Source organism: Blautia sp. MCC283 (assembly GCF_018785565.1).
GTDB lineage: Bacteria > Bacillota > Clostridia > Lachnospirales > Lachnospiraceae > Blautia_A.
The window spans coordinates 151,355-174,555 of record NZ_WQQB01000015.1 but is presented as its reverse complement, the minus strand read 5'-3'; the positions used below and the strand labels follow the sequence as shown (position 1 = coordinate 174,555).

At 40.1% G+C, this 23,201-nt stretch carries 21 protein-coding genes and 2 pseudogenes; 16 read left to right on the top strand and 7 right to left on the bottom strand.

Annotation, left to right across the window (positions count from 1 at the left end):
• Positions 1-9: 9 nt before the first annotated feature.
• The 4 genes from GPK81_RS05050 to GPK81_RS05035 all read left to right on the top strand — a co-directional run bounded on the left by GPK81_RS05050 (position 10) and on the right by GPK81_RS05035 (position 5,169).
• A complete protein-coding gene (locus tag GPK81_RS05050) occupies positions 10-699 on the top strand; it encodes a response regulator transcription factor (RefSeq protein WP_215706640.1) in 690 nt (229 codons plus the stop codon).
• Positions 675-1,940 (top strand): sensor histidine kinase, encoded by a 1,266-nt coding sequence (locus GPK81_RS05045; RefSeq protein WP_215706639.1) that lies wholly within the window; start codon positions 675-677, stop codon positions 1,938-1,940. Before GPK81_RS05050 ends, GPK81_RS05045 begins: the two co-directional genes overlap by 25 nt.
• A 113-nt stretch (positions 1,941-2,053) precedes the next feature.
• Complete coding sequence (locus GPK81_RS05040) at positions 2,054-2,728, top strand: ABC transporter ATP-binding protein (RefSeq protein WP_006426335.1); 675 nt, start codon at positions 2,054-2,056, stop codon at positions 2,726-2,728.
• Positions 2,725-5,169 (top strand): ABC transporter permease, encoded by a 2,445-nt coding sequence (locus GPK81_RS05035; RefSeq protein WP_215706638.1) that lies wholly within the window; start codon positions 2,725-2,727, stop codon positions 5,167-5,169. Before GPK81_RS05040 ends, GPK81_RS05035 begins: the two co-directional genes overlap by 4 nt.
• Before the next feature lie 185 nt (positions 5,170-5,354).
• On the opposite strand, the pseudogene GPK81_RS18495 reads toward GPK81_RS05035, so the two are convergent.
• From GPK81_RS18495 to GPK81_RS05020, 3 genes and pseudogenes are all read right to left on the bottom strand, one after another.
• A pseudogene (locus GPK81_RS18495) lies at positions 5,355-5,770 on the bottom strand (MobA/MobL family protein); the annotation flags it as partial.
• 111 nt (positions 5,771-5,881) lie between these two features.
• Positions 5,882-6,505, bottom strand: a pseudogene (locus GPK81_RS05025) (ATP-binding protein); the annotation flags it as partial.
• 446 nt (positions 6,506-6,951) lie between these two features.
• Complete coding sequence (locus GPK81_RS05020) at positions 6,952-7,389, bottom strand: Rrf2 family transcriptional regulator (protein ID WP_055052657.1); 438 nt, start codon at positions 7,387-7,389, stop codon at positions 6,952-6,954.
• 154 nt (positions 7,390-7,543) lie between these two features.
• On the opposite strand from GPK81_RS05020, the gene GPK81_RS05015 reads away from it, so the two are divergent.
• Genes GPK81_RS05015 through GPK81_RS05000 form a run of 5 tightly spaced genes read left to right on the top strand, consistent with a single transcriptional unit; the run spans position 7,544 to position 10,703 of the window.
• Complete coding sequence (locus GPK81_RS05015; protein WP_252196606.1) at positions 7,544-8,164, top strand: hypothetical protein; 621 nt, start codon at positions 7,544-7,546, stop codon at positions 8,162-8,164.
• A gap of 22 nt (positions 8,165-8,186) precedes the next feature.
• Positions 8,187-8,429 (top strand): hypothetical protein, encoded by a 243-nt coding sequence (locus GPK81_RS17935; RefSeq protein WP_252196605.1) that lies wholly within the window; start codon positions 8,187-8,189, stop codon positions 8,427-8,429.
• A 5-nt stretch (positions 8,430-8,434) separates the two neighbouring features.
• Positions 8,435-9,271, top strand: coding sequence for an NAD-dependent protein deacetylase, SIR2 family (locus GPK81_RS05010; protein ID WP_252196604.1), 837 nt, complete (start codon positions 8,435-8,437; stop codon positions 9,269-9,271).
• Positions 9,272-9,276: 5 nt separating this feature from the next.
• Positions 9,277-9,672 carry a C-GCAxxG-C-C family protein gene (locus tag GPK81_RS05005; protein ID WP_215706636.1) on the top strand — a complete coding sequence of 132 codons (396 nt, stop codon included), beginning with the start codon at positions 9,277-9,279 and terminating at the stop codon, positions 9,670-9,672.
• Positions 9,673-9,725: 53 nt separating this feature from the next.
• Positions 9,726-10,703, top strand: coding sequence for an NAD-dependent protein deacetylase (locus GPK81_RS05000; protein ID WP_252196603.1), 978 nt, complete (start codon positions 9,726-9,728; stop codon positions 10,701-10,703).
• Between the two features lie 103 nt (positions 10,704-10,806).
• On the opposite strand, the gene GPK81_RS18485 is transcribed toward GPK81_RS05000, so the two are convergent.
• Together GPK81_RS18485 and GPK81_RS04990 are read right to left on the bottom strand one after the other, a co-directional pair.
• A complete protein-coding gene (locus tag GPK81_RS18485; RefSeq protein WP_215706634.1) occupies positions 10,807-10,962 on the bottom strand; it encodes a helix-turn-helix domain-containing protein in 156 nt (51 codons plus the stop codon).
• Positions 10,963-11,268: 306 nt separating this feature from the next.
• A complete protein-coding gene (locus GPK81_RS04990; protein WP_215706633.1) occupies positions 11,269-11,694 on the bottom strand; it encodes an Rrf2 family transcriptional regulator in 426 nt (141 codons plus the stop codon).
• A gap of 273 nt (positions 11,695-11,967) precedes the next feature.
• Between GPK81_RS04990 and GPK81_RS04985 the strand changes: the two genes are divergently transcribed.
• The 3 genes from GPK81_RS04985 (at position 11,968) to GPK81_RS04975 (ending at position 14,902) form a co-directional block, all read left to right on the top strand.
• The gene (locus tag GPK81_RS04985; protein WP_215706632.1) at positions 11,968-12,594 is read left to right on the top strand and encodes a DUF3786 domain-containing protein; all 627 of its coding nucleotides are present in this window, start codon (positions 11,968-11,970) and stop codon (positions 12,592-12,594) included.
• Positions 12,595-13,337: 743 nt separating this feature from the next.
• Positions 13,338-14,108 carry an ATP-binding protein gene (locus GPK81_RS04980; protein WP_118064730.1) on the top strand — a complete coding sequence of 257 codons (771 nt, stop codon included), beginning with the start codon at positions 13,338-13,340 and terminating at the stop codon, positions 14,106-14,108.
• Positions 14,109-14,125: 17 nt separating this feature from the next.
• Positions 14,126-14,902 (top strand): ATP-binding protein, encoded by a 777-nt coding sequence (locus tag GPK81_RS04975; RefSeq protein WP_174095617.1) that lies wholly within the window; start codon positions 14,126-14,128, stop codon positions 14,900-14,902.
• A gap of 890 nt (positions 14,903-15,792) precedes the next feature.
• Here GPK81_RS04975 and GPK81_RS17930 read toward each other — a convergent pair.
• A complete protein-coding gene (locus GPK81_RS17930) occupies positions 15,793-15,981 on the bottom strand; it encodes a hypothetical protein (protein WP_252196601.1) in 189 nt (62 codons plus the stop codon).
• Between the two features lie 314 nt (positions 15,982-16,295).
• On the opposite strand from GPK81_RS17930, the gene GPK81_RS04965 reads away from it, so the two are divergent.
• From GPK81_RS04965 to GPK81_RS04950, 4 genes are all read left to right on the top strand, one after another.
• The gene (locus GPK81_RS04965) at positions 16,296-17,996 is read left to right on the top strand and encodes a recombinase family protein (protein ID WP_215706630.1); all 1,701 of its coding nucleotides are present in this window, start codon (positions 16,296-16,298) and stop codon (positions 17,994-17,996) included.
• Positions 17,997-18,219: 223 nt separating this feature from the next.
• Complete coding sequence (locus tag GPK81_RS04960; RefSeq protein WP_021976966.1) at positions 18,220-19,002, top strand: ZIP family metal transporter; 783 nt, start codon at positions 18,220-18,222, stop codon at positions 19,000-19,002.
• Between the two features lie 117 nt (positions 19,003-19,119).
• Complete coding sequence (locus GPK81_RS04955; RefSeq protein WP_118064685.1) at positions 19,120-19,359, top strand: hypothetical protein; 240 nt, start codon at positions 19,120-19,122, stop codon at positions 19,357-19,359.
• A gap of 30 nt (positions 19,360-19,389) precedes the next feature.
• Complete coding sequence (locus GPK81_RS04950) at positions 19,390-22,509, top strand: alpha-mannosidase (protein ID WP_215706629.1); 3,120 nt, start codon at positions 19,390-19,392, stop codon at positions 22,507-22,509.
• A 180-nt stretch (positions 22,510-22,689) separates the two neighbouring features.
• Here the strand turns inward: GPK81_RS04950 and GPK81_RS04945 are convergent, their stop codons facing one another.
• Positions 22,690-23,091, bottom strand: a complete 402-nt coding sequence (locus GPK81_RS04945) for a TM2 domain-containing protein (protein ID WP_021976639.1) — start codon at positions 23,089-23,091, stop codon at positions 22,690-22,692.
• Positions 23,092-23,201 lie beyond the last annotated feature (110 nt).

Genomic DNA, 23,201 nt, shown 5'->3' with positions numbered 1-23,201 from the left:
GCATATGCTATGCCAGGTATACTCGTGGTTGAAGATGATGAAAATTTAAATTGTGGAATTACATTTTCACTGAAAAAATCCGGATATGAGGTTTTTTCAGCAGAATCAGTGAAAAAAGCGAAAAGAATTGCAAGTGATAATAATGTGGATGTTACCATTTGTGATGTGAATCTTCCGGATGGGAATGGACTGGAATTTGTAAGGTGGATGAGATGCAATTATAATACATACATTATTTGTCTTACAGCACTAGATCAGGAGATGGATCAGGTCATGGGATATGAAGCAGGGGCAGATGATTATATTACAAAGCCGTTTAGTCTTTCGGTACTTCTTTTGAAAATAGAAGCACATTTCCGCCGCAGACAGGAGAAAACGGAAGCCGGAAAGATGATTTCGGGGGATATCGTATTTATCGCAGGAGAAATGAAAGTCCTGATAAAGAGTCGTGAAATCAGTCTGACAAAAACGGAGTTGAAAATGTTGACTTTTTTTCTTCAGAATCCAAAACAGATTCTTTCAAAAACACAAATATTGGAAAATGTGTTTGATCTGGAAGGGGATTTTGTGGATGAAAATACAATCGCTGTCAATATCAGAAGACTCCGTGAGAAAATCGAAGACAATCCGGCTGCACCGGTCTATATAAAGAATATCAGAGGTCTTGGGTATATATGGAATCAGGAGGTAAGGCAGTGACAAAGAGATATCACAGGAAACTCACATCAGCCTTGTCTTTGGTATTGCCGGTCATATTAGTGTTTGCAATATTAAATTGCTTTACCACGTATGTGTTTTATGAAGATTATAAATATAAAATGAATCTTATGACAGAGATTGCTGCAAAGGAAGAATTTTCCGGGCTGGATGCTGTTTCGGAATTGCTTAAGGATAAGGATATTGAAACTAACGAACAGGGAAGGCGATTATTGGAGCAATATGGATACTGGGGGAATAAAGGGAATGCATTTTATTCGCAATTCCGGCATCAGGTTATGGTGACCGGTGCTGTAAGCACTGTGATATGCGTGCTTCTTTTGACTTTTTTACTTTATTGGAAGAAAAAAGAAGATGCGTGTCATCAGAAAATTTTAGACCAGTTGGGAGAAATTCTGATCAGATTCCGTGAAAATAAATTTGATGATTTACTGAAAACGGAAAATCATGCAGAACTGGAAAAATTGAATGACCAGCTTGAAGCAATCGGACATCATATTCAGTTGATAAAGGAAGAAGCAAGGGCAGAAAAGGAGAACACGAAAGAAATGGTTTCTGATATTTCTCACCAGTTAAAGACACCGGTTGCAGCTTTGGATACATGTTTTAGTGTGCTGATGCAGAATGACTTAAGTGCCACAGAACAGGAGGAGTTTTGTATCCGTTGTCGGAGTGCTCTGGATGGACTGGAGACATTATTGCAGTCGCTTCTTGAAATATCCAAGATGGAAACTGGACTGATTCAGATTAATAAGAAAAAACTTCCACTTATGGATACTGTCATATCTGCTGTGAACCGCACTTATCCTAAAGCGGATGAGAAAGAAATTGAATTCGTTTTTGACTATGAAAAAGAGCTGGAAACATGCACGATTATGCAGGATAAAAGGTGGCTTGGTGAAGCTGTGATCAACGTTCTGGATAATGCGGTCAAGTACAGTCCGTGTGGTTCAAAAATATTTATCCGGTTACAAAAAAGAAGCGATCTTGTAAGAATGGAAATTGAGGATCAGGGAATTGGTATTCCGCAGAATGAGTATCACAAAATTTTTCAACGATTTTACAGAGGAAGTTCCAAGGAGGTCATGGAAAAGAGTGGTACAGGAATCGGACTTTTTCTATCGAGAGAAATTATCGAAAAACACGCAGGTACGATTACGGTAACCTCCGGCAAAAAGAAAAAAGGAAGCAAGTTTGTGATTCAATTACCATATGTTGGTTAAATTTTAAGTGAGCAGAAATCTTACAATTCTGTAAGACTTCTGCTCGTTTTTTGAAAGTGAAATGAAAGATTGCCCTGATACAATTTGGATGTAGGATGAAAAGGAGGCAACACATGAGTGTGATATTAGAAACCAAGCAGCTTTGTAAGTTTTATGGCGCAGGTGAGAATCAGGTCAAAGCGGTCAATCAGGTGGACATTCAAATTGAGCAGGGAGAATTTGTCGCAATTGTTGGAAAGTCAGGTTCCGGTAAAAGTACATTACTTCATATGCTTGGAGGGCTAGACACCCCGACAAAAGGCAGTGTTACTTTAGCAGGGAAAGATTTATACAGGATGAAGGAAGATGCCCTTGCTGTTTTCCGCAGAAGAAAAATCGGATTTGTTTTTCAGGCATTTAATCTGGTTTCATCTGTTAATGTCTGGGAAAATATTGTACTGCCACTGGGGCTGGATGGAAGAAAAGTGGATGAAGCGTATGTAAATGATATTATTGCAACTCTGGGGATTGAAAACCGGATTTATAATCTGCCAAATCAGTTATCCGGAGGACAGCAGCAGAGAGTAGCAATTGCAAGAGCACTGGTGAATCGTCCGGAAATTATATTTGCAGATGAGCCGACAGGAAATCTTGATTCTAAGACCAGTGATGAGGTAATCGCTCTGCTTAAGATGACAGCAAAAAAATATGGACAGACAATTGTAATGATTACCCATGATGACGAAATTGCACAGGTCGCTGACCGTATTCTGGTGATTGAGGACGGACAGGTGGTGGATTTCAGATGAAGACAATAAGCAGGATTGCATATAGCAATGACAAAAGGAACAGGACAAGAAGTATACTGATCATGATGGCAATCTGTCTGACCACGATGCTGCTTGTTATCATCAGTACCGTGGGAAATGGGGTAATTCATTTACAGAAAAGTCAGGCGGCAGGATCATATGGAAGCAATTATGGTCTGTTTGTTTCCGCAGACGGATCGCAGTTAAAAGAAGTAAACCGCCGTGCGGAAATAGATGCTACAGGCACTATGTGCACCGAAGGTATCATAAAAGGCAATGAAAAAGGCGGGTTTGTCTGCATGGATGAGACTGCAAGAAAAATGCTTCCTTATAATAAAGAATATGAGTTGAAGGAAGGAAAGTATCCGGAAAAAATGCAGGAAATTGCCGCAGGAAGAGCATTTTTTCGTGCAATGGGGTATGGTGATGTAAAGATCGGAGATACGGTTACACTGGATTACCGCGCAGGGATGCAGTCAGAATATAAGCCGGAAGAATTTGTTGTCAGCGGAATCCTATATGATCGGGATGAGTATACCATCGAGGCATCTTATGTTGCTTTCGGGTCACAGGAGTTTTATGATGAGCACGTCGCAGAGAATGACAGACAGTATAATATTTATTTTACTTTAAATGATTCTGCAAATGTATCTATGAATAATATTGATTCGGTTATAAAGCAGATTGCAGCAGCTTGTGGGATCGAAGAAAAAAACGTTATAGTCAATGATCTCTATTTGCAATGGGTCTTGCAGCCGAGTTATGAAACGATTGCGGTATGCGGGGTTTTGATTCTTGCAATTGTACTTTTCTCTGTTGTGGTCATTTATAATATTTTTCAGGTCGGTATTGCCAACAAGATACAGGAGTATGGAAAAATCAAGGCTCTGGGAGCGACAAAAAAGCAGATGAAACAACTGATCTTCAGAGAGGGTATGTTTTTGACAATTTCTTCAATACCAGTTGGATTGCTTCTTGGTTTTCTGATTGCAAAATGCGGTTTTAACTGGCTGGTAGAACAGGGAAACCTTGTATCAACCGGAACTGGCTCTATGGGAGTCCAAAATCAGCAGATGCCACTGTTTTCTCTGCCTGTTATGCTTCTATGTATTTTCGTGTCATTTTTTACCGTTGCTTTGGCGCTGCGTAAACCAATGAAAATTGTTTCACGGATTTCACCTATCGAAGCAACACGGTATTTAGAAAATGCAGAAACACAAAAAAAAGGAAAACGAAATGGCAGAAAAAATGTCACCGTGTTTTCTATGGCAATGGCAAATGTAACGGGTAATCCAAAAAGAACCATTGGTACCATCCTCACACTGGGGCTTTCCTGCGCATTGTTTGTGATTATCTCTAATTATGTAGGAAATATTGATACGGAGCATGAAGCACGTCTTTCCGTTAATCATGGACAATTTGAACTGCAGCTTGACTATTCTGCTGAGTACGATGAAAGATATCCGGAGAATAATCTGGATACGATTCTGACGGATAATCCATTGAATGATTCAATGATTGAAGAAATCAAAAGCATTCCAGGAGTGACAGATGTCATGGCGAGAGAGATTGTCTCTGTAAATCTGAACGGAACAAGATTTCCGGCTGATATTGTGAGTAAAAATGATTTTGATTTTATGCGCCAAGACGGGGATATTGGCTCTATGGACTATGATCAGGCGGTAAAGAATGGTGATATTTTCTTTGGCTGGTCAACGTGGATGGAACAAGATGGATATGCTCCGGGTGAATCCATTGCATTTGACTTTGAGAATGGAAGTGAAACCTATACCTATCAGGGAAAGATTGCAGGATCCTTTGTAAGCGCGGACACTTATCTTGTCATTCCGGAAGGTGTATACCGTTCCATGAATCCGAGGGGAACAGCCTATGGCTATCTGTGGGTGGACTGTGATAAAAAAGATGTTGCATCTGTGGAACAAAGTCTGAATACTTTGCTTTCTAATACTTCGCATATAAAAATGGATACCTATCATGCACAGTTACAATCTGCCGAATTTGCAAGCAGCATGATGAAGCTTGGCTGTTATCTGTTTATGGCGGTTGTAGGACTCATCGGTTTTATGAATATGGCAAACACCATAATCATGAATATTACGACAAAAAAGCAGGAATATGGTGTATTACAGGCTGTGGGTATGACAAATAAACAATTAAATTTATGTCTGCAGTTACAGGGAATGATGTTTACGGTTGGTACCATATGCGTAGCTTTGATCATTGGTCTGCCGCTCGGCTATGCACTTTTTTCCTATGCAAAACATAATGGAATATTTGGAATGAATATCTATCATGTTCCAATCGTACCAATTTTTATTATGATTTTTTTGGTCGGTCTGTTGCAGATTGTACTTTCCTGCGTTTTAAGCAGTAATCTGAAAAAGGAAACGCTGGTAGAAAGAATAAGGTATCAGGGATAGCAAGTAATATGTAATGAACTAGGTCTTAACGAAGAGGAGAAATAGATAACTTCCATTTTGTATGTATGATAAATCTAAACAGTATTTTAGCAACATTTCCTGAGTGGGGGCAGAAAGTGCCCCCACTTTCACTATTTGGGGGCGAAAAGCGCCACCATATATCATAAATGATGGGTTCAAGGGAAAAATCCCTTGCTAGAACAGCATTTGGATTCAGTAGCTGTAAATCCTTTTTTTCCCCATTTTTTATACAGAGATATTCTTTTTCTGTTTTATACTGCCATGTTCCGTTTTCATTCAGTGGACGGACGGTAAGCAGAATGTGTGCATGAGGATTGTGTCCATCTGCATCGTGAATAGCAAAGTCAGCACACATGCCCATATCCACAAAATTCTTTTGAATAAAATTTTGAAGAAGAGAAATATTACTGTCCTTATCTAATTCAATGGGAAGTGCGACAACAAATTCCCTTGCCAGTCGGCTGTCTTTTGTTTTTTCTGCAGCTTCCACAGCATTCCAGAGTTGTTCACGGTCTTTCCATTCTGGTGAAGCCATCGGTGGGGGCAATACTTCCTGATAAATGAGACCATGCTTTCTGGTCTAGTACTATAGTTTCGGATAACTGACAGTGGCATATTTCTGGTGATGAATATGAAAAGAAAGTAGCACCACTGCCAGTGAGAAATAACTATTGAGTTATACTCCGTTGTTTCAATTCTGGTTCAAATCAGGATTGCTTAGCAGGATTTTCTTCGCCTCTTTCAAATTGGCGGAAGCGTTGTCCTGACGGATATTCCGGTTATTGATACGGACAGGAATACATCTCTCCAGAATGCGGTCATAAATTCGTTTGTGTGCGATATCAGCGGCGTTATTCAGCTCTGATAAAGTGAGATTGGTCGTTATGATCAGGGGCTTTTTACTGCGGTAACGACTGTCAATCACATTGAATACCTGTTCCAGTGCAAAGTCAGAGTTCCGCTCAATTCCGAGATCATCAATAATCAGAAGACTGTAGCGGTTTAAGCTGTTGATGAACTGGTTTCTGTCTTCAAAATGCATTCCGGTAAGAGTATTCAGAATCCGGGAAAAGTTGGTCATCAGTACAGGAATGCCTTTTTCCAGAAGGGCATTGGCAATGCAGCCTGCAAAAAAAGATTTTCCAGTACCGACATCACCCCAAATAAGAAGTCCAGAAGCGTTTGCTTTCATCTCTTCCCAGTTACTTACATAATTGTGTGCCAGTTTTATTTCCGGATTGATGCCGTTATCCCTGGCAAACGTGTAGTCGTAGAGTGCTTTGTCCTGTAAGCCACTGGTTTTAAGATTATCAACATTCAATCCTTTTAAGTTTATCCCTGCCTGCTCAAGTACATGCCTTGCGTAAAAAGGCTGACATGCTTTTCATGCCGGATGCTTTGAATTTGGTAGTGAGAATGTATTGCTCATCATCGCTGAGATAAAATTACACCGGATTGGTGCGGTTTCTGTTTGCCATTGAGTCACGTCCTTCCTAAAAATGGGTACAAAAAAACTGCTGTAAAATGTTCGGTTTTTACAACAGTCTGTTTCGTGTTTAATTCAATTTTGGGTGTAACTACCCAAGGCAAATTGCAGCAAAGACGGTAGGAAGGGTCAAGGTATTCCAACGGAAAACCGGAGAAAAATCGAAAGAGGGTTAGGGATACTTCCCTATGGAAATTTAACCACACAGACGATAGGAAAGTGTGGGGAATTTCGCCTGTGTCATGACACAGGCAGTGCTTGCTATTCTTAATTAGTTAAAGACTTTTAACTTTCCTGATTTTAAAATAATACCGATCAATAATATCCTGTAATGTAATGGATTTCATTTTTTCATCTACCATATTTTGAATTTCATGATAGAAGTCCCCAATAGCGAATTGAATGTTGATACCGATTCCACAATCCGGATTGGTATCTGTGTCCAGGTGAAGCAGCGGCTTATCGCCCTCTACAGCTCGGTAGATGTCATACATATTGATTTTATCTGCCGATTTTGCAAGAGCGGCATTCGCATGACCTTGTGTGTTGACAACAATGCCTGCATTTTTCAGGGTTGCCATAAGTTGTCTGACATAAGCCGGGTTTGTCTTGATACTTTCTGCAATTTTTGTGCTGGAGAGTTGTTCGTCATCTCCAAGAGCAATAAATATAAGAATATGAATGGTGTCACTAAGCTTTGTGGAATATTTCATTTGTCACCTCGAATTTTCTTCTTGCAATTTTTAAACTTACATGATAACATGATTTTAATGCTTGATGTAAATTTAATTTTAACAAGTAAAAAAATAAAAGTCAAGCAAAATAAAAAGTGTGGAATCTGATATAAAAAAGGAGATAAGGTGGTGTATGCAAAAGGAGGAACAAGTCAGTTTTCTGGCAGAAAAAATCCGTCAGGCAGATGCCGTTTTAATAGGCGGTGGTTCTGGTCTTTCCAGTGCGGCGGGATATAACCATTATCATTGGCTACCCTATATGGAGGAATGTTTACAAGATTTCAAGGAATGGTATGGACTGAAATCTCCCTTTGACGGTTTTTACTACTGTTATTCATCGCCGGAACAACAGTGGGCATATTATGCACGTTACATACAAAGTATGTGGGATGCACCTACAGGACAGCCATACTATGACCTGCGTGATATTGTGGCGAAAAAAGAAGTCTTTGTTTTAACAACCAATATAGATATGCAGTTTGAACGGATTTTTAAGAAAGAAAGGATTTGCGATTATCAAGGTAACAGCGGTTATGTTCAATGCAGTCAGCCTTGTCATGACCAAATTTATTCCAATGTAGAAATGATTCGCAGGATGAACGAAAATATCCGGGAGCTGCGTGTTACTTCCGAGCTTCTGCCAAGATGTAATGAGTGCGGGAGAATCATGGTTCCCTGGGTAAGGGATGATACATTTTTGGAGGGAAAAGACTGGAGAGAAGAAAGACTGGAGAGAAGGTGTAAGGCGATATGAGAATTTCCTAAAAAAATATCTCATGAATGGAACAGATAAGAATGTTGTACTGCTGGAGCTGGGGGTTGGTGAGATGACACCCAGTATTATTAAACTTCCTTTTTGGGAAATGACATACAAAAATGAAAAGGTGTTTTATGCCTGTCTGAATCAGAAGAAATCCTCAACTCCAGAACATATAAAAGACAAAGGCATTTATATAGCAGGAGATTTGGCAGAAACCTTGCGGGATTTAAAAGAAAACATAGTGGGAAAGGAAATGTGATGAAGATGAATGTATATCAAGAGATAAGTCAAATCATCAAAGAAGCAGATGGTATTTTGATTGGAGCCAGTAATGGTTTGTCTATCGCAGAGGGATATAATATTTTTGCAGATGACGCATGGTTTCAGGAAAATATGGGAGATTTCAGAGAAAAATACGGACTGCGTTGCGTTTTACACGGATTTTCAGTGCCAATGAAGGTAGAAGAAAAGTGGGCGTTTGTAAGCAGACTTGTTAAGGCAAAAGCTATGCAGGATGAGCCGAGTGAGATTATGAAAAACATCTATGCACTAGTAAAGGATAAAGAATATTTCGTAGTAACTTCCAATGCGGAGGATCATTTTGTGCCGGCAGGTTTTGAGGCAGACCGTGTTTTTGAAATGGAAGGGAAATTAACCCAGATGCGGTGCAAGAACAGATGTCATGACGAGGTCTATCCTAATCAAAAAGCAGTTCTCGCCATGACAGAAGAGGAAGTAAACGGAAGAGTACCCAAAGAGTTACTGCCGAAATGTCCAAAATGCGGTGGAGATATGGAAGTAAATTGGGGTGAGATGTCCTCGTTTACAGCAACGAAAAATTGGAAGGAAAAGGCTGCCCGCTATCAAGAATTTATTCAGAATTTACATGGAAAGAAGCTGGTAATTCTGGAATTTGGCATTGGTTGGAGAAATCAGATGATTAAAGCTCCTTTGATGCAGCTAGCAGCAGTAGAACCACAGGCAAGATATATCACATTTAACAAGGGCGAAATTTACATTCCAGAGGAAATCAAAGAAAAATCCATCGGTGTGGATGGTAATCTTACGGTAGCGTTAAAAGAAATCAGAAAGGAATTCTAAGGAAAATGACAAGAGAAGAAAAAGCAGTATATTACAAACATAATGGATTTAATTGCTGTCAGTCGGTTATCAAGGCAATGATCGATTTATCAGATTCTGATAAGGAAATACTGACAAAGGCTGCATCCGGATTTGCGGTAGGCATGGGAGGTATGGAAGCAACTTGTGGTGCATTGATCGGAGCAACCATGATGGCGGGAATTGTAAAGCCAGGGAAGAAAAGTGCGATAACGGCACGGGAGATATTGAACAAATTTCAGGAATATTCAGGTGCAACCATATGTAAAGACCTAAAGGGAAAGGATACAGGTGTTGTACTCTGTGAATGTGATGATTGCATTCGCAATGCAATACGGGCTTTTGATGAGGTGTTGCCAATGGAATCAGAAAGGGAAGGATAGACTAAGTAAAGTGGTTAAAGATATTACAGTTGTGAGATAGGAGAATGAAAATAATGAGCTGTTATGAAAATTTGGTAATGAAAACACAAATGAACTATTCCAGACATTATAGTACCTATGCATCCGGCGGTACTGCTGTAGTGTTGAGCAAACAAAAACCACTTTCTTATGAGGAACAGATTCAGGAATTTGTTCGCAGAGTGCAGGAGGCAGAGTGTATCGTAGTAGGCGGAGCATCTGGTTTATCAGCGGCTGGAGGAGGTGACTTTTATTATAGTGATACCCCTTCTTTTCGTGAGCATTTTGGAAAATTTGCAGATAAGTATGGATTCAAAGGTGCTTTTAGCGGCATGATGCATCGGTTTTCTACAAGAAATGAACACTGGGGATATGTGGCAACCTTTTTAAATACTACACAAAATGCCCCTATCAGAGAGCCATATCTGGATTTGGATAGAATCTTGCAGGGAAAGGACTTTCATATCTTAACGACTAATCAGGATACACAGTTTGTAAAGATTTATCAGGAAGAAAAGGTCAGTGAGATTCAGGGAGATCATCGTTTCTTCCAGTGTTCCCGGTGCTGTCAGGATGAAACATGGGATGCTGTACAACCTGTGGCAGATATGATTGAGGCTATGGGAGAGGGGACAATGGTGCCGGATGAACTGATTCCTCGCTGCCCTCATTGTGGTGCGGAAATGTTTCCGTGGGTAAGAGGATATGGGAATTTTCTGCAAGGGAAAAAATACGAAGAAGAATATGAGAAAATCTCAAAATACATTCAAAAGAACAAAGATAGAAAAATTCTCTTGATAGAACTTGGAGTAGGGCGCATGACACCGATGTTTATACAGGAACCGTTTTGGGAACTGACAAACAGTTTGAAAGATGCATATTATATCTCCGTAAATTCAGAATATCAGTTTTTGCCGGAATTCATTGAAGATAAAGGGATTGCTATTTTGGGAGATATAGGAACAGTGTTAAAAGATTTGCGGAAAGCAAAAGAGGAAAGTGCATTTGTATAAGATACTTGTTCTTGATATTCCACTTAATGGAGAAACATTAGAATATTGATTGATAAAAAACTGCACTCAGGGATATTGTGGGTGCAGTTTTGTGTTAAAATTATTAATTACGATACAGTTTCTGATATGCAGTAGGTAATATCTGAAATATATCTCGGAAAGCCGATGTAAATTTACTTTGGCTTTTATATCCCACAGCGGCAGCAATTTCCGAAATAGATTTATCTTCCTGCAACAGCATATTCGATGCCAACTTCATGCGAAAGCAAATAAACCTTTACAAAACCGAATAATACACTGAATTAAAGCAGGATAGAAGCTGTTGATGCGTTAGAAGATAACGTGTCAGCGGCTTTTTCTTTTTGTCTGAAAATCTATTAGTCAAATCTGAAAGGAGTCAATTAAGTTAATGCACCAAAAAGAAAAGTATTTCAGGACGCCATGTACAGAGCATCAGGGAGTATGCAGCAAGTGATACAGGAGAACTCTTGGAGTGAGTTTTCCAAAATTATCACAAAATGTTTCCTGCCTATTTCTCCTGTCATATAATGTTTTGCAAATTATTTTACATGGATGTTCGCTGATAATAGGTATTTATGATATCCTGTAAAGTAATCGTATTCATTTTTTCTTCAGCAGTTTTTTGGATTTCATCATAGAATCCCTGCAAAGACAACTGAATATTAATGCCAATGCCGCAATCAGGGTTGGTATGAGTATCTAAATGAAGCAGAGGTTTCTCGCCTTCAACTGCTCTATAAATATCCAGTAATGTGATCTGGTCTGCTGGTTTTGAAAGAGAAGGACGGGCATGTCCGGCTACACTGGTCATAAGTCCGGCTTTTTTTAGTTTTAACATAAGCTGGCGTACAAAGCCGGGATTTGTATGGACACTTTCTGCAATTGAGGCACTGGAGAGGGATTTTTCCTGGTTGATAGCAATCAGAACCATCACATGAACAGTATCGCTTAATTTCGTTGAGTATTTCATGATAAGAAACTCCTTGTAGTATGATATAATGATTTTGTTTTCACGTTTTTGAGACAAGATATTTCTGGTTTGCCAAAAACATCTCAAGTTCTCAACAGTTCTTTTTAATGTGTTGAGAACTTGTACATATTTTTTATTTTGACGATTGTAAATAATATAATTACAACTATAATGAAATTTGAAGGAAAAGTCAACACAGGAATGAAATCACCAAATTCTTGCATAAACATTGATTATTATATGATGCGATAAAATATTCACAAAGGAGAATTTATGGAATATAAAAATCAAACAGAAAATCGTGCATTTCAGGAAATGTTGCAGGCAGCAGTAAAACGGCTGCAAAATCGTTCTGGGGAGGATCTTGCTGCAAAAAGTGGGGCTATTTTTCACAGCAGCCGAAATATGCTTGAGGTACCAAGTTTTCACGAAGTGATTGAAATTCAACTTCCTGAGTTTTATATTAACTCAAATATGGATGAATGGCATTATCTGACATTGCTGCATTATCTGGATATGGCTGATGGCACAGAAGGCTCACATAAGCTCATTACTTTTGGTAACCTGAAAGATGGATTGATTCGGGGAACCAAATTTGACCGGACTGCAGAGCAGAAACTGGAAAAGCTTTTGCAGGACAAAGAGCCTGAGAAAATTCAGAAAGCATGTACAAGTCTGGGTGCAGAATTCACAGAGACAAAGGCGGATCTGTGTGCTGTTTTTCCAGTTCTGCCAAGATATCCGGTAACTTTAAAGATATGGTTTGCAGATGAAGAATTTCCTGTATCTGGCAAAATATTTCTTCAGGATCATGCTGATCATTATCTGAGCGTAGAAGATGCGGTAACAGTTGGAGAAATTTTGCTACAAAAATTATCGGAAGCATTTTCTTCCCTCTGATCATGAATCAGAAAACTTTCCAGTCCGGCTTTGATAAATTTGTCAATTGTTGTCTGAATCTGTTTCCAGTCATTACAGTGATTGCGGAGCATTAGTCTGTTGATGGAAAGGCAGCCATTCATTTGAAAATAAAAAACCGATTCTGCCTGCTCAAAGGTCAGGAGGCTGTGTGACATAAGCCAGGTCACATAGCCTTCTTTTGTATTTGCTGCTATTTTTTCCAGAAGAATGGGAGCGATTGTGTCATCCAGAAACAGAGATCTATATTTTGTTTCCATTTGAATCTTTTGGCAGAAGGGATAGGAACAGCTTTTCTGGTTTGGGCAAAATAAATGTTCTACCGTTGTTTTCAAATCCTGTGCTATATCATTTAAAATATCTTCCAACACGTCATGGATATCGTAATAGTGCAGATAAAAAGTACCTCTGTTTATTTCAGAAATTTTACAGATTTCAGTGACCGTGATTTTTGTGAAATTTTTCTGCTTTAATAATTCTAAAAAAGTTTCTTTTATAGTTTGCCTGGTATATCTGGTGCGGCGGTCCTGCTTTCTTGTTTTTTCCGACATAATGTCCTCCATTGAATGTATGCTTTACAATGTATCATTTCTCAACAGTTTTTGGGATGTGTTGAGGAACAGAACAGATTTCATAGATTGATTATTGTAATTTATATAGTGACAACTATAATGAGGTTTAAAGAAAAAGTCAACAGATTGTTCAGAATTTCAGGAGGAAAAAACATGGGACATGTAATTGCAGTATCAGGAAAAGGCGGCGTAGGAAAAACGACACTTTGTGGATTATTGATCCAGTATTTGTGTGAAAGTGGGAAATGTCCGGTTCTGGCCGTGGATGCAGATGCGAATGCCAATTTAAATGAAGTGCTTGGTGTGGAGCCGGAGATCACACTTGGAGAGCTGAGAGAAGAAATTGAGCGGGCAGGCGTAGACTCACGATATCAGATCCCATCCGGTATGACGAAACAGGCATATCTGGAAATGCGTCTTTCGGATGCGATTGCGGAAGAAGATGATTATGATCTGATGGTGATGGGAAGGACACAGGGACAGGGGTGTTACTGTTTTGTAAACGGTTTGGTACAGACCCAGGTACAAAAATTACAGAGCCAGTATCCGTACATTGTAGTCGATAACGAAGCAGGTATGGAACATATCAGCAGGGGAATTCTGCCAATGATGGAAGTTGCGATTCTTGTGAGTGACTGTTCCAGAAGAGGTGTTCAGGCAGCCGGACGTATTGCAAAGCTGATGAAGGAACTGAATTTTAAACCACAGAAAACAGGATTGATCGTGAATCGTGTTCCAGATGGAAAACTGGATGCCGGAACTCTGGAAGAAATCAGGAACCAGGGACTGGAGCTGCTGGGTGTGGTGCCTCATGATAATCAGGTTTATCAGTATGACTGCGATGGAAAGCCAATTATACAGCTTCCGAAAGATTCTCCTGTAAGAAGTGCACTGGGAGAAATTGTAAAGAAGTTAGGACTGTGAGTTGGAGGATTGAAGGCATGAAGATTACAGTATGTGGAAAAGGTGGCTGTGGAAAAAGTACAGTATCAGCACTGCTTGCCAAAGAATTTGAACGAATGGGAAAGACTGTCCTTGTAGCTGATTCTGATGAATCAAATTATGGGCTGCATCGCCAACTGGGAGTAAAACTTCCAAGAGACTTTACAGAGTATTTTGGCGGTAAGGAGAAAGCTTTTAAAACAATGATGGTAGGTGAGATTCTTGATACTGTGAAGTTGTCTGCATTTGCAAAAAAGTTCTATTCGGAACCATTTACATTGAATGAGATACCTGAAGAATATATTGCACGAAACAATGGTGTGATGCTTATTTCAAGCGGGAAAATACATCAGGCAAATGAAGGCTGTGCCTGCACGATGAATAGTATTTTAAAGCAATTTATCAAACATCTGACGGTAGGAGAAAATGAAGTTGTATTGCTGGATATGGAAGCTGGTGTAGAGCATTTTGGACGTGGCGTAGATAACAGTGTAGATTTGATCTTAATGATCGTAGATCCTTCTTTTGAATCATTGAAGCTGACGAAAAAAATCCAACAGCTTGGGGAAAGCATTGGAAAAACTGTATTTTTTGTGTTAAATAAAGTGAACGGACAGATTTTACCAACAATGTTGGAGTCCATTGACGATCAGAGTAAGGTACTGGCAGTTATTTCAGAAGATACAGAAATTGCAAGAAAGGGACTGCTTGGAAATGAACTAATGATGGAAATTCCAGAAATTCATACGCTTGCAAGGAAAATTTTGAAACAATAAATGAGAGAAAGTAATAAGAAATGAAAATAGCCGTAACAGGAAAAGGTGGTGTAGGAAAGACTAATCTGACATGAAAATCCTTTGAATATTACTTGAAAGAATATTTTCTCCGACAATTTTCCTCTGGCTTTTTTGGCAGAAGATATTGCATATGTAGGGGATATTGTTATAGATTATATGAAAAAAGTATGGAAGCAGGTGAAAGAATGAGTTTTTTTTCAGGATGTCAGGATGCACGAAATATGATTTCAATCGTAGAAATTAAGTGCCCAAAATGCGGTGCTGATATAGAAGTGTTTGTTCGGGACGGGAAAACGGTTGGAGACAGTGTTTGTGATCAATGTGGTTATACAATAAAAGAGAATCAGAATATTTAGATATGATTTATAATATTGTATCTACTTGAAGTGTAGAAACTCTAATGACATGCCACAAGAATGTTATATAAAATAATAACTGCACTAAGACAGAAAAGAGGAGTTATCCAATTATAAGAAAAAACGTATAAAGAAGTATTGAATCAATTGATTTTACATATTCAAAAAGAAGACATCATTGTCGTTTGTGGGCTTCAGAGATGTCTGCAGCGGCTGGATTTCGCCATTTTTATGAGATTTAATAGACAATTTTGGTGATTTTGAGAAAAAATATAGATATCGTGATTCGTTTGATGGATTTTATTATCGGTAATAATGTTATGAAAAAGTAAAAACAGGCATGAGTGTGACATTTTTTCAATATGAGAAGCGGGCTCACGCCTGTTTTGGTAAAAAACTTATTTATGATGTATGATTGATAAGTACGGCGAAGAAGTCCTCCGGGAGTTGGAGGAAGAAAAACAGAATAAGGAAGAAAAAGAAGCGGCAGTTTTCTGAAATACAAAATGTAAATCAGACTGTCGCTTTTTTCTTCCTTTTTGACATTAAAGCTAAGATTTCCTGTGGGTTTGTTAACTGACGTCCGGGAAGTGTCTGCTTTGGTGTGCGGTCACGGTCGGCTTCGTCAATCGCTGCGACAAAACGCTTTACGCTGTTTGGATTGGATACGACAAAATTATGAGTAATACTTGAAGTAGACATACTAACACCTCCTCTTTTTTGGCTTTTTTGTGTATTTATAGTATATGCAATGTGTGATAAAAACACAATATCAAAAACAGAAATTATTTCTAAATAATTTTCAAGCCGGACATTTATTAGACGCTTCCGGTAAGCGAACAATATTTTCGAGCCAATCATTTATAAGTCGCCAACGGTGGGCGGGCAATATTTTGATAACAGATATGCTCTGAATCTATTTTAATTATACGATTGACAGAGAAATGCGTCAATATGGAAAATATGTATTGAAAATAGTTGGGACTATGAAACGGAGTTATATTACGAGGAAAATTATGAAGAATAAAAAGGTTAAATGCGATATATATACCAGAGTGTCTACAACCATGCAGGTAGATGGCTACAGTCTGGACGCTCAAAAAGAAAAACTCAAGAGATATGCGGAATTTCAGAACATGGAAATTGTAAATGAGTATTCAGACGAAGGCAAATCTGGAAAAAGCATAGAGGGCAGACCAGAATTCCAGAGAATGTTGGATAATATTGAGAATGGCACAGATGAGGTGCAGTTTGTACTGGTGTTCAAACTTTCCAGATTTGGTCGTAATGCGGCAGATGTTTTAAATTCTTTGCAGCGGATGCAGGATTTTGGAGTGAATCTGATCTGTGTTGAAGATGGAATTGACAGCTCAAAAGATAGTGGAAAGCTGATGATTTCTGTTCTGTCTGCGGTGGCAGAGATTGAACGAGAGAATATCCTTGTTCAGACAATGGAGGGACGTAAGCAGAAAGCCAGGGAAGGAAAATGGAACGGCGGATTTGCTCCATATGGCTATGAATTGGTAAATGGAGAATTGCAGATTGCAGAGGATGAAGCGGAAATTATTCGTCTGATCTATGATAAATTTATTCATACCAATATGGGAATCTCTGCGATTGCTGCATGGCTGAACCAGCATGGATATAAAAAGAAAAAACGACAGAATAATACACTGGACGCATTTGCCGCATCATTTATAAAAGGCGTTCTGGATAATCCGGTATACTGTGGAAAGCTGGCTTATGGACGAAGGAAAAACGAGAAAGTTTCTGGTACAAGAAATGAATATCGCATTGTAAAGCAGGAAAATTATATGCTGCACGATGGTATCCATGAAGGGATTATTTCGGAAACAGACTGGGAGCTGGCTCATCAAAAACGGGAAAAAACAGGTGTGAAATATGAAAAGACACATAGCCTCGATCATGAGCATATCTTATCTGGAATATTGAGATGTCCGTTATGTGGAAGCGGTATGTATGGAAACGTGAACCGAAAGAAAAAGAAAGACGGAACCTTATATAAGGATTATTTCTATTATGCCTGCAAACATCGTCGCCTGGTAGATGGTCATAAATGTGGATATCGTAAACAATGGAGCGAGGAGAAGATTAACAATGCAGTGGAAGAAGTTATTCGGAAGCTGGTGAAGAATCCGAAATTTGAAGAAGCAATTCTGAATAAAATCGGTTCAAGAATAGATACAGAAGAAATAGAAAAAGAGATTGAAAGACTGGAAAAACAGCACAGGCAACTGACCGGAGCAAAAGCGAGACTTGGACAGCAGATGGACAGTCTGGATATCATGGATAAATTTTATGAAAAGAAATATCAGGATATGGAGACACGATTATATCGTCTGTATGATGAAATTGAAGGCGTGGAAAACAGTATAGAGGAAGTAAAGAATCGCCTGCTGAATATTCAGCAACAGAAAATATCAGAAGAAAACGTCTATCAATTTCCTTTATATTTTGATAAACTATATGATAAGTTCACTGATCTGGAGAAGAAAGAATTTCTTAACAGCTTTGTAGAACAGGTGGACATTTATGAGCAGGAGCAGCCAGATGGCAGATTCCTAAAGCACATAAAGTTCCGTTTTCCGGTGTATTTCGGAGACAGGGAGACACAGGAACTTTGTTGGGACAAAGAGAGTACCGTTGAGACGATAGCGTTGATTTCGAGAAAAGATAAATATGGAGCGGAGAGATAATAATATATTTGGTTATGAGCAAGTAGCGAAGCGGATTGCGAATATCCGCTTGACACACAAGCATGAGTTCAGAAAATTAAGAAGTGTCTTGTGGAAATAAAATGAAAGTGCTATACTTAAACAAATAAGGCCATGTGGATAAGAATATTAGAAATTCACATGGCTTCTTTTAAAACAATAAGTTAGCTATAACTAATATATGACAAAAAGGAGGAACGCTAAAATGAACATAAATGTATTCTATGGAATTCTGATCCCGTTTTTGGGTACTTCTGTGGGAGCGGCCTGTGTGATTTTTATGAAAAAAAATTTAAATGCACACGTGCAGAGGGCACTGACTGGCTTTGCGTCAGGAGTTATGGTGGCTGCTTCTGTTTGGAGCCTTTTGCTTCCGTCAATTGAACAGTCGGGAAAACTGGGAAAATTTTCTTTTGTACCGGCAGTGGCAGGCTTTTGGGCAGGAGTGTTGTTTTTGCTTTTGCTGGATCATGTGATTCCACATATTCACCAGTACAGTGACAGCGCCGAAGGTCCGAAGAGTAAGTTTCAGAAAACGACAATGATGGTCCTGGCAGTAACGTTACATAATATTCCGGAAGGAATGGCGGTTGGCGTGGTTTGCGCGGGATATCTCATAGGAAATACTCATATCACATTTAAGGGAATGATGGCACTTTCTATAGGAATTGCAATTCAGAATTTTCCGGAGGGTGCGATCATTTCCATGCCCCTTCGCTCTGAAGGCATGGGAAAAGGAAAGGCATTTATAAGTGGTGTGCTGTCAGGAATTGTAGAACCTTTTGGAGCAATACTCACAATTCTGGCAGCGGATCTTATTATTCCGGTTTTGCCGTATTTACTCAGTCTTGCTGCCGGTGCTATGATCTATGTAGTGGTTGAGGAGCTGATCCCGGAAATGTCAACAGGGGAGCATTCGAATATTGGAACCATATTTTTTGCAACAGGTTTTTCCTTTATGATGATATTAGATGTGGCGTTGGGATGATTGGTCTGTTTATTTCGCACGTATGAAAAAATAGGTAAAAATTTGAATAGAGTAGCAATACACCCTACATATATGATATGCTCTACCTATCAACCACAAGAAAAGGAGGAACAAAAAATGAATAATAAAGGCATCGGCGCAGTTTTCTGTCTGATATCGGCAATCCTGATCTCTGCAAAATACATCTCAGCTGCGATATTTATGAGCGGTGTGAATACCTGGGATGCCACATTATTTGCTGCCGGACTGGGGTATGTGGGGCCTTTCCTGTCAATCGCTTCTGCTGTTGCACTGATCGTCGGACTTTTGTTTCTCGGATATGGGGTATATGAGGAGATAAGAAAAAACAAGAAATAAACAGGTTGCAGACAAGGGGGAATGTAGCAAATGTTTTTTACACTGGAAAAACTGGAAAGAAACACAAAACAGTTAAAAGATCTCCGTTACAGAGAACGGATGGAGATCCCGTCATTTGACGCGAGCACGCCGGAGGAGGAGCCGGTGGGGAAACGGCCGGAAAGCGTGGTCTATACGGGAACTCTGAAAAAAGGTGATTTCTGGATCGGAAGAGGCACTTATCTGTGGATCCGACAGTCCGTAGAGATCCCGGCGGAATGGGTGGGGAAAAAGATCGCCGGGCTTTTTAATATGGGAAAAACCGGCGAGGGCCTGAATTCCGGGTTCGAGGGACTGATCTACGTCAATGGTTCGCCATACTGCGAAACCGGCTCCTATCATGAAGAAGTGATCTTTCCTTCAGAGCTTGCCGGTACGAAAGTGGAGCTGGCTATCCGCCTCTGGGCAGGACTGGAAGGCGGCGGAGTACCAACACAACAGACTCATCAGTTCAAACAGGCAGAGCTTGCCGTTCTGGATGAGGTTGCGGATGATTTTTATTACAGCAGCAGAGCGGTTGTTGAGACTGTGCGTATGCTGGATGAGAACGATTCCATAAGAAGAGATCTTCTGACAGCTATGGATCGTGCACATCTGGCTATAGATTGGAGAAGGCCTGGTTCTGATGCCTTTTATGGATCTCTGAAAAAAGCTCTGGAAGTCTGGAAGAAGGAGGTTTCCAGAATCTCGTGGACCAGCCCGGTGACAGTCCATACTGTGGGACATTCACACATTGATGTAGCCTGGCTCTGGCAGCTGAAACACACCAGGGAAAAAGCAGCCCGCACTTTTTCAACGATGTGCACTTTGATGGAGCAGTATCCGGAGTTTACCTTTGTCCAGTCCCAGCCACAGCTTTATGATTATATTAAGACGGATTATCCGGATATTTATAAACGGATACAAAAAGCCGTAAAAACCGGTAACTGGGAACCAAACGGAGCTGTGTGGGTAGAGGCGGATTGTAATATTTCTTCCGGGGAGGCTCTGGTACGCCAGATCCTTAATGGTCAGCGCTTTTTCAAAGAAGAGTTTGGCGTAACATCCAATGTTCTCTGGCTTCCGGATGTATTTGGTTACAGCTGGGCCCTGCCTCAGATCCTGAAGCGTTCCGGTATTGAAAGCTTTATGACGATCAAGATTAGCTGGAACCAGTATAATCATATGCCTCACGATACTTTCCGCTGGATCGGTGTGGATGGTTCCGAAGTACTGACGCACTTTATGAGCACTCCGACTTTTGGCGATGATGGTGGTTATACATATAATGGGCTTATCGATCCGGCATCTGTAAAAGGGGTATGGGATCTTTACCATGATAAAGAGATCAATAAGGATCTGCTTCTGGCTTACGGAAACGGAGACGGAGGCGGCGGAGTGAACCGTGATATGCTGGAGATGGGACGCCATCTGAAGGCTATGCCAGGACTTCCGGAAGTAATTCCTGGAACGGCCTATGATTATTTCGAAAATCTTCAGAAGACCATTGTGTCTACAGACCGTCATGTACCAACCTGGGATGGCGAGCTGTATCTGGAATATCACAGAGGAACCTACACTTCTCAGGCACGGAATAAGAAAAATAATCGTAAAACCGAACTGAAACTGCGGGAGGCAGAATGGCTGGCCAGTGAAGCAGCCATAAGGACCGGAGATTTTTCTTCCTATCCGGAAAAAGAGCTTCATGAAGCATGGAAGATCGCACTGAGAAACCAGTTTCATGATATCATTCCCGGATCTTCCATTCATGAAGTATATGAGGATTCCACGGCAGAGTATGCAAAAGCCAATGAAATTCTGGATACCATCGAGAAAAATGCCCTGAAGGTTCTGGTAAGAGAATCAGATTCCATTGTAACTGTAGTAAATAACAGCAGTTTTGCAGGCGAAGGTATTGTAACAGCAAAAGTAAAAGCTTACGAGGGCAGAAAGGGAAGCTGGTTTTCCGCAGATGGAAAAGAGCTGCCTGCTGTATATACGGAAGATGGCTGGTTTGTAAAAGTTTCTGGTATAGAGCCTGCCGGATTTACAACCCTGACTTATAAAATTGGAACTAAGGCGGAATGTTTTTGCACAGAAGAATGGACTGGGGAAATGGATACGCCATTTTATCATATTGTCTGGGATAAAAAGGGCCGTATGACTTCTATTTTTGATAAGGAAAATGACCGCGAGATCCTGAAGGCAGGTGAATTAGGAAACCACCTGGTAGTTTATGAAGATCGTCCGATGAAGTATGATGCCTGGGATATTGATATCTATTACCAGGAAAAAGGATACGAGGTAGATGATCTGAAAACGGTTTCTGTGGAAAAATCTTCTTTGATGACAAAAGTAAAAATGGATTGGAATTATCAGGATTCCACGATCTCACAGGAAATCCGTTTTTATAATGACAACCGCAGGATCGACTTTGTCACCCATGCAGACTGGTATGAGCATCAGCAGCTTTTGAGAGTTCTTTTCCCATTGGATATCCGCACCAGCGAGGCAACTTTTGATATCCAGTACGGAAATGTAAAACGTCCGACCTATGAGAATACCAGCTGGGATATGGCAAAATTTGAAACCGTTGCTCACCAGTGGGCGGATTATTCCGAAACCGGATACGGAGTCAGCCTGATGAACGACTGCAAATATGGCTACAGTGCCAAAGGATATGTTCTTGGCATGTCGCTGATCAAATGTGGAATCCATCCGGATTATGCGGCAGATCAGGGAATCCATGATTTTACCTATGCACTTTATCCACACAGTGGTAGCTGGCAGGAATCCGGTGTGCAGAAAGAAGCCTGGAGACTGAACAATCCGCTCTGGACTGTGGAAGGGGCAGTGGATGCAGAGGTACAGTCTGCATTTTGCAAGGCAGATACAGATCATGTAGCCATTGACTGTATAAAGAAGGCAGAAGATTCCGAAGATCTGATCATCCGTTTCCACGAGTACGCAGGCATGCGTGGCTCGGTAACGCTGAATTTTGGTTTTCCGGTAGACTCCTGGCAGGAGACGGATCTGATGGAGAATCCGGATGGCGAAGAAATGACAGGAGAACTTAAGGTAACGGTACGTCCTTATGAGATCCGAACTTTCCGGGTAACTCCGAAAAAATAAACAATAACTGAAATATGGCGCCGGCGTTTTTTTATTTTTTGCATCCTGAACTTTATGCGGAAGGATCGAGCAGCGACTGTTTCATGGTTGCACGGGATGTCAACGGAAACAAGCCTGATGCAGTTAAAAAAGACAGCACAGCCGGAGATCACCCGGCTGTGCTGCCTGCTTACAGAAAACTTATCTCTGGATTAAAAGTCCCTGGCCATCTTTAAATTTACTCAGGATGATCATGATAAGATCAACAAGAGCCCAGATCGCACTGATCCCGGTCCAGCAAAGCAGGATCATAATGATTCCAGTTCCAATCTTTCCGGCATAAAAACGATGTATTCCAAATACACCGACAAAGAGACATAAAAGCAAAGTTACCAGCCAGCTTTTTGGGCTGACCACACTATTGTAACCACCCATAAAGTTATTATTGTTGTTGTTATTATTGTTATTAATGATAATAGGACCATTGCCATTACCACCATAAGAATTTAAATTTTCTACCTGCTTTCCGCATTTTGGGCAGACAACACAGTCGGAATCAATGATCTGACCGCAATGTTTGCAAAATTTTGTTCCCTGAGACATACGCGATATCCTCCTTAAAATATAGTTTGTATGAAGCTGCTTTTTATTGTATACCAATGTGGAAAAAAGGTCAATTCTCGACATGTTTTTTACCTTCCTTTTCCGATTTT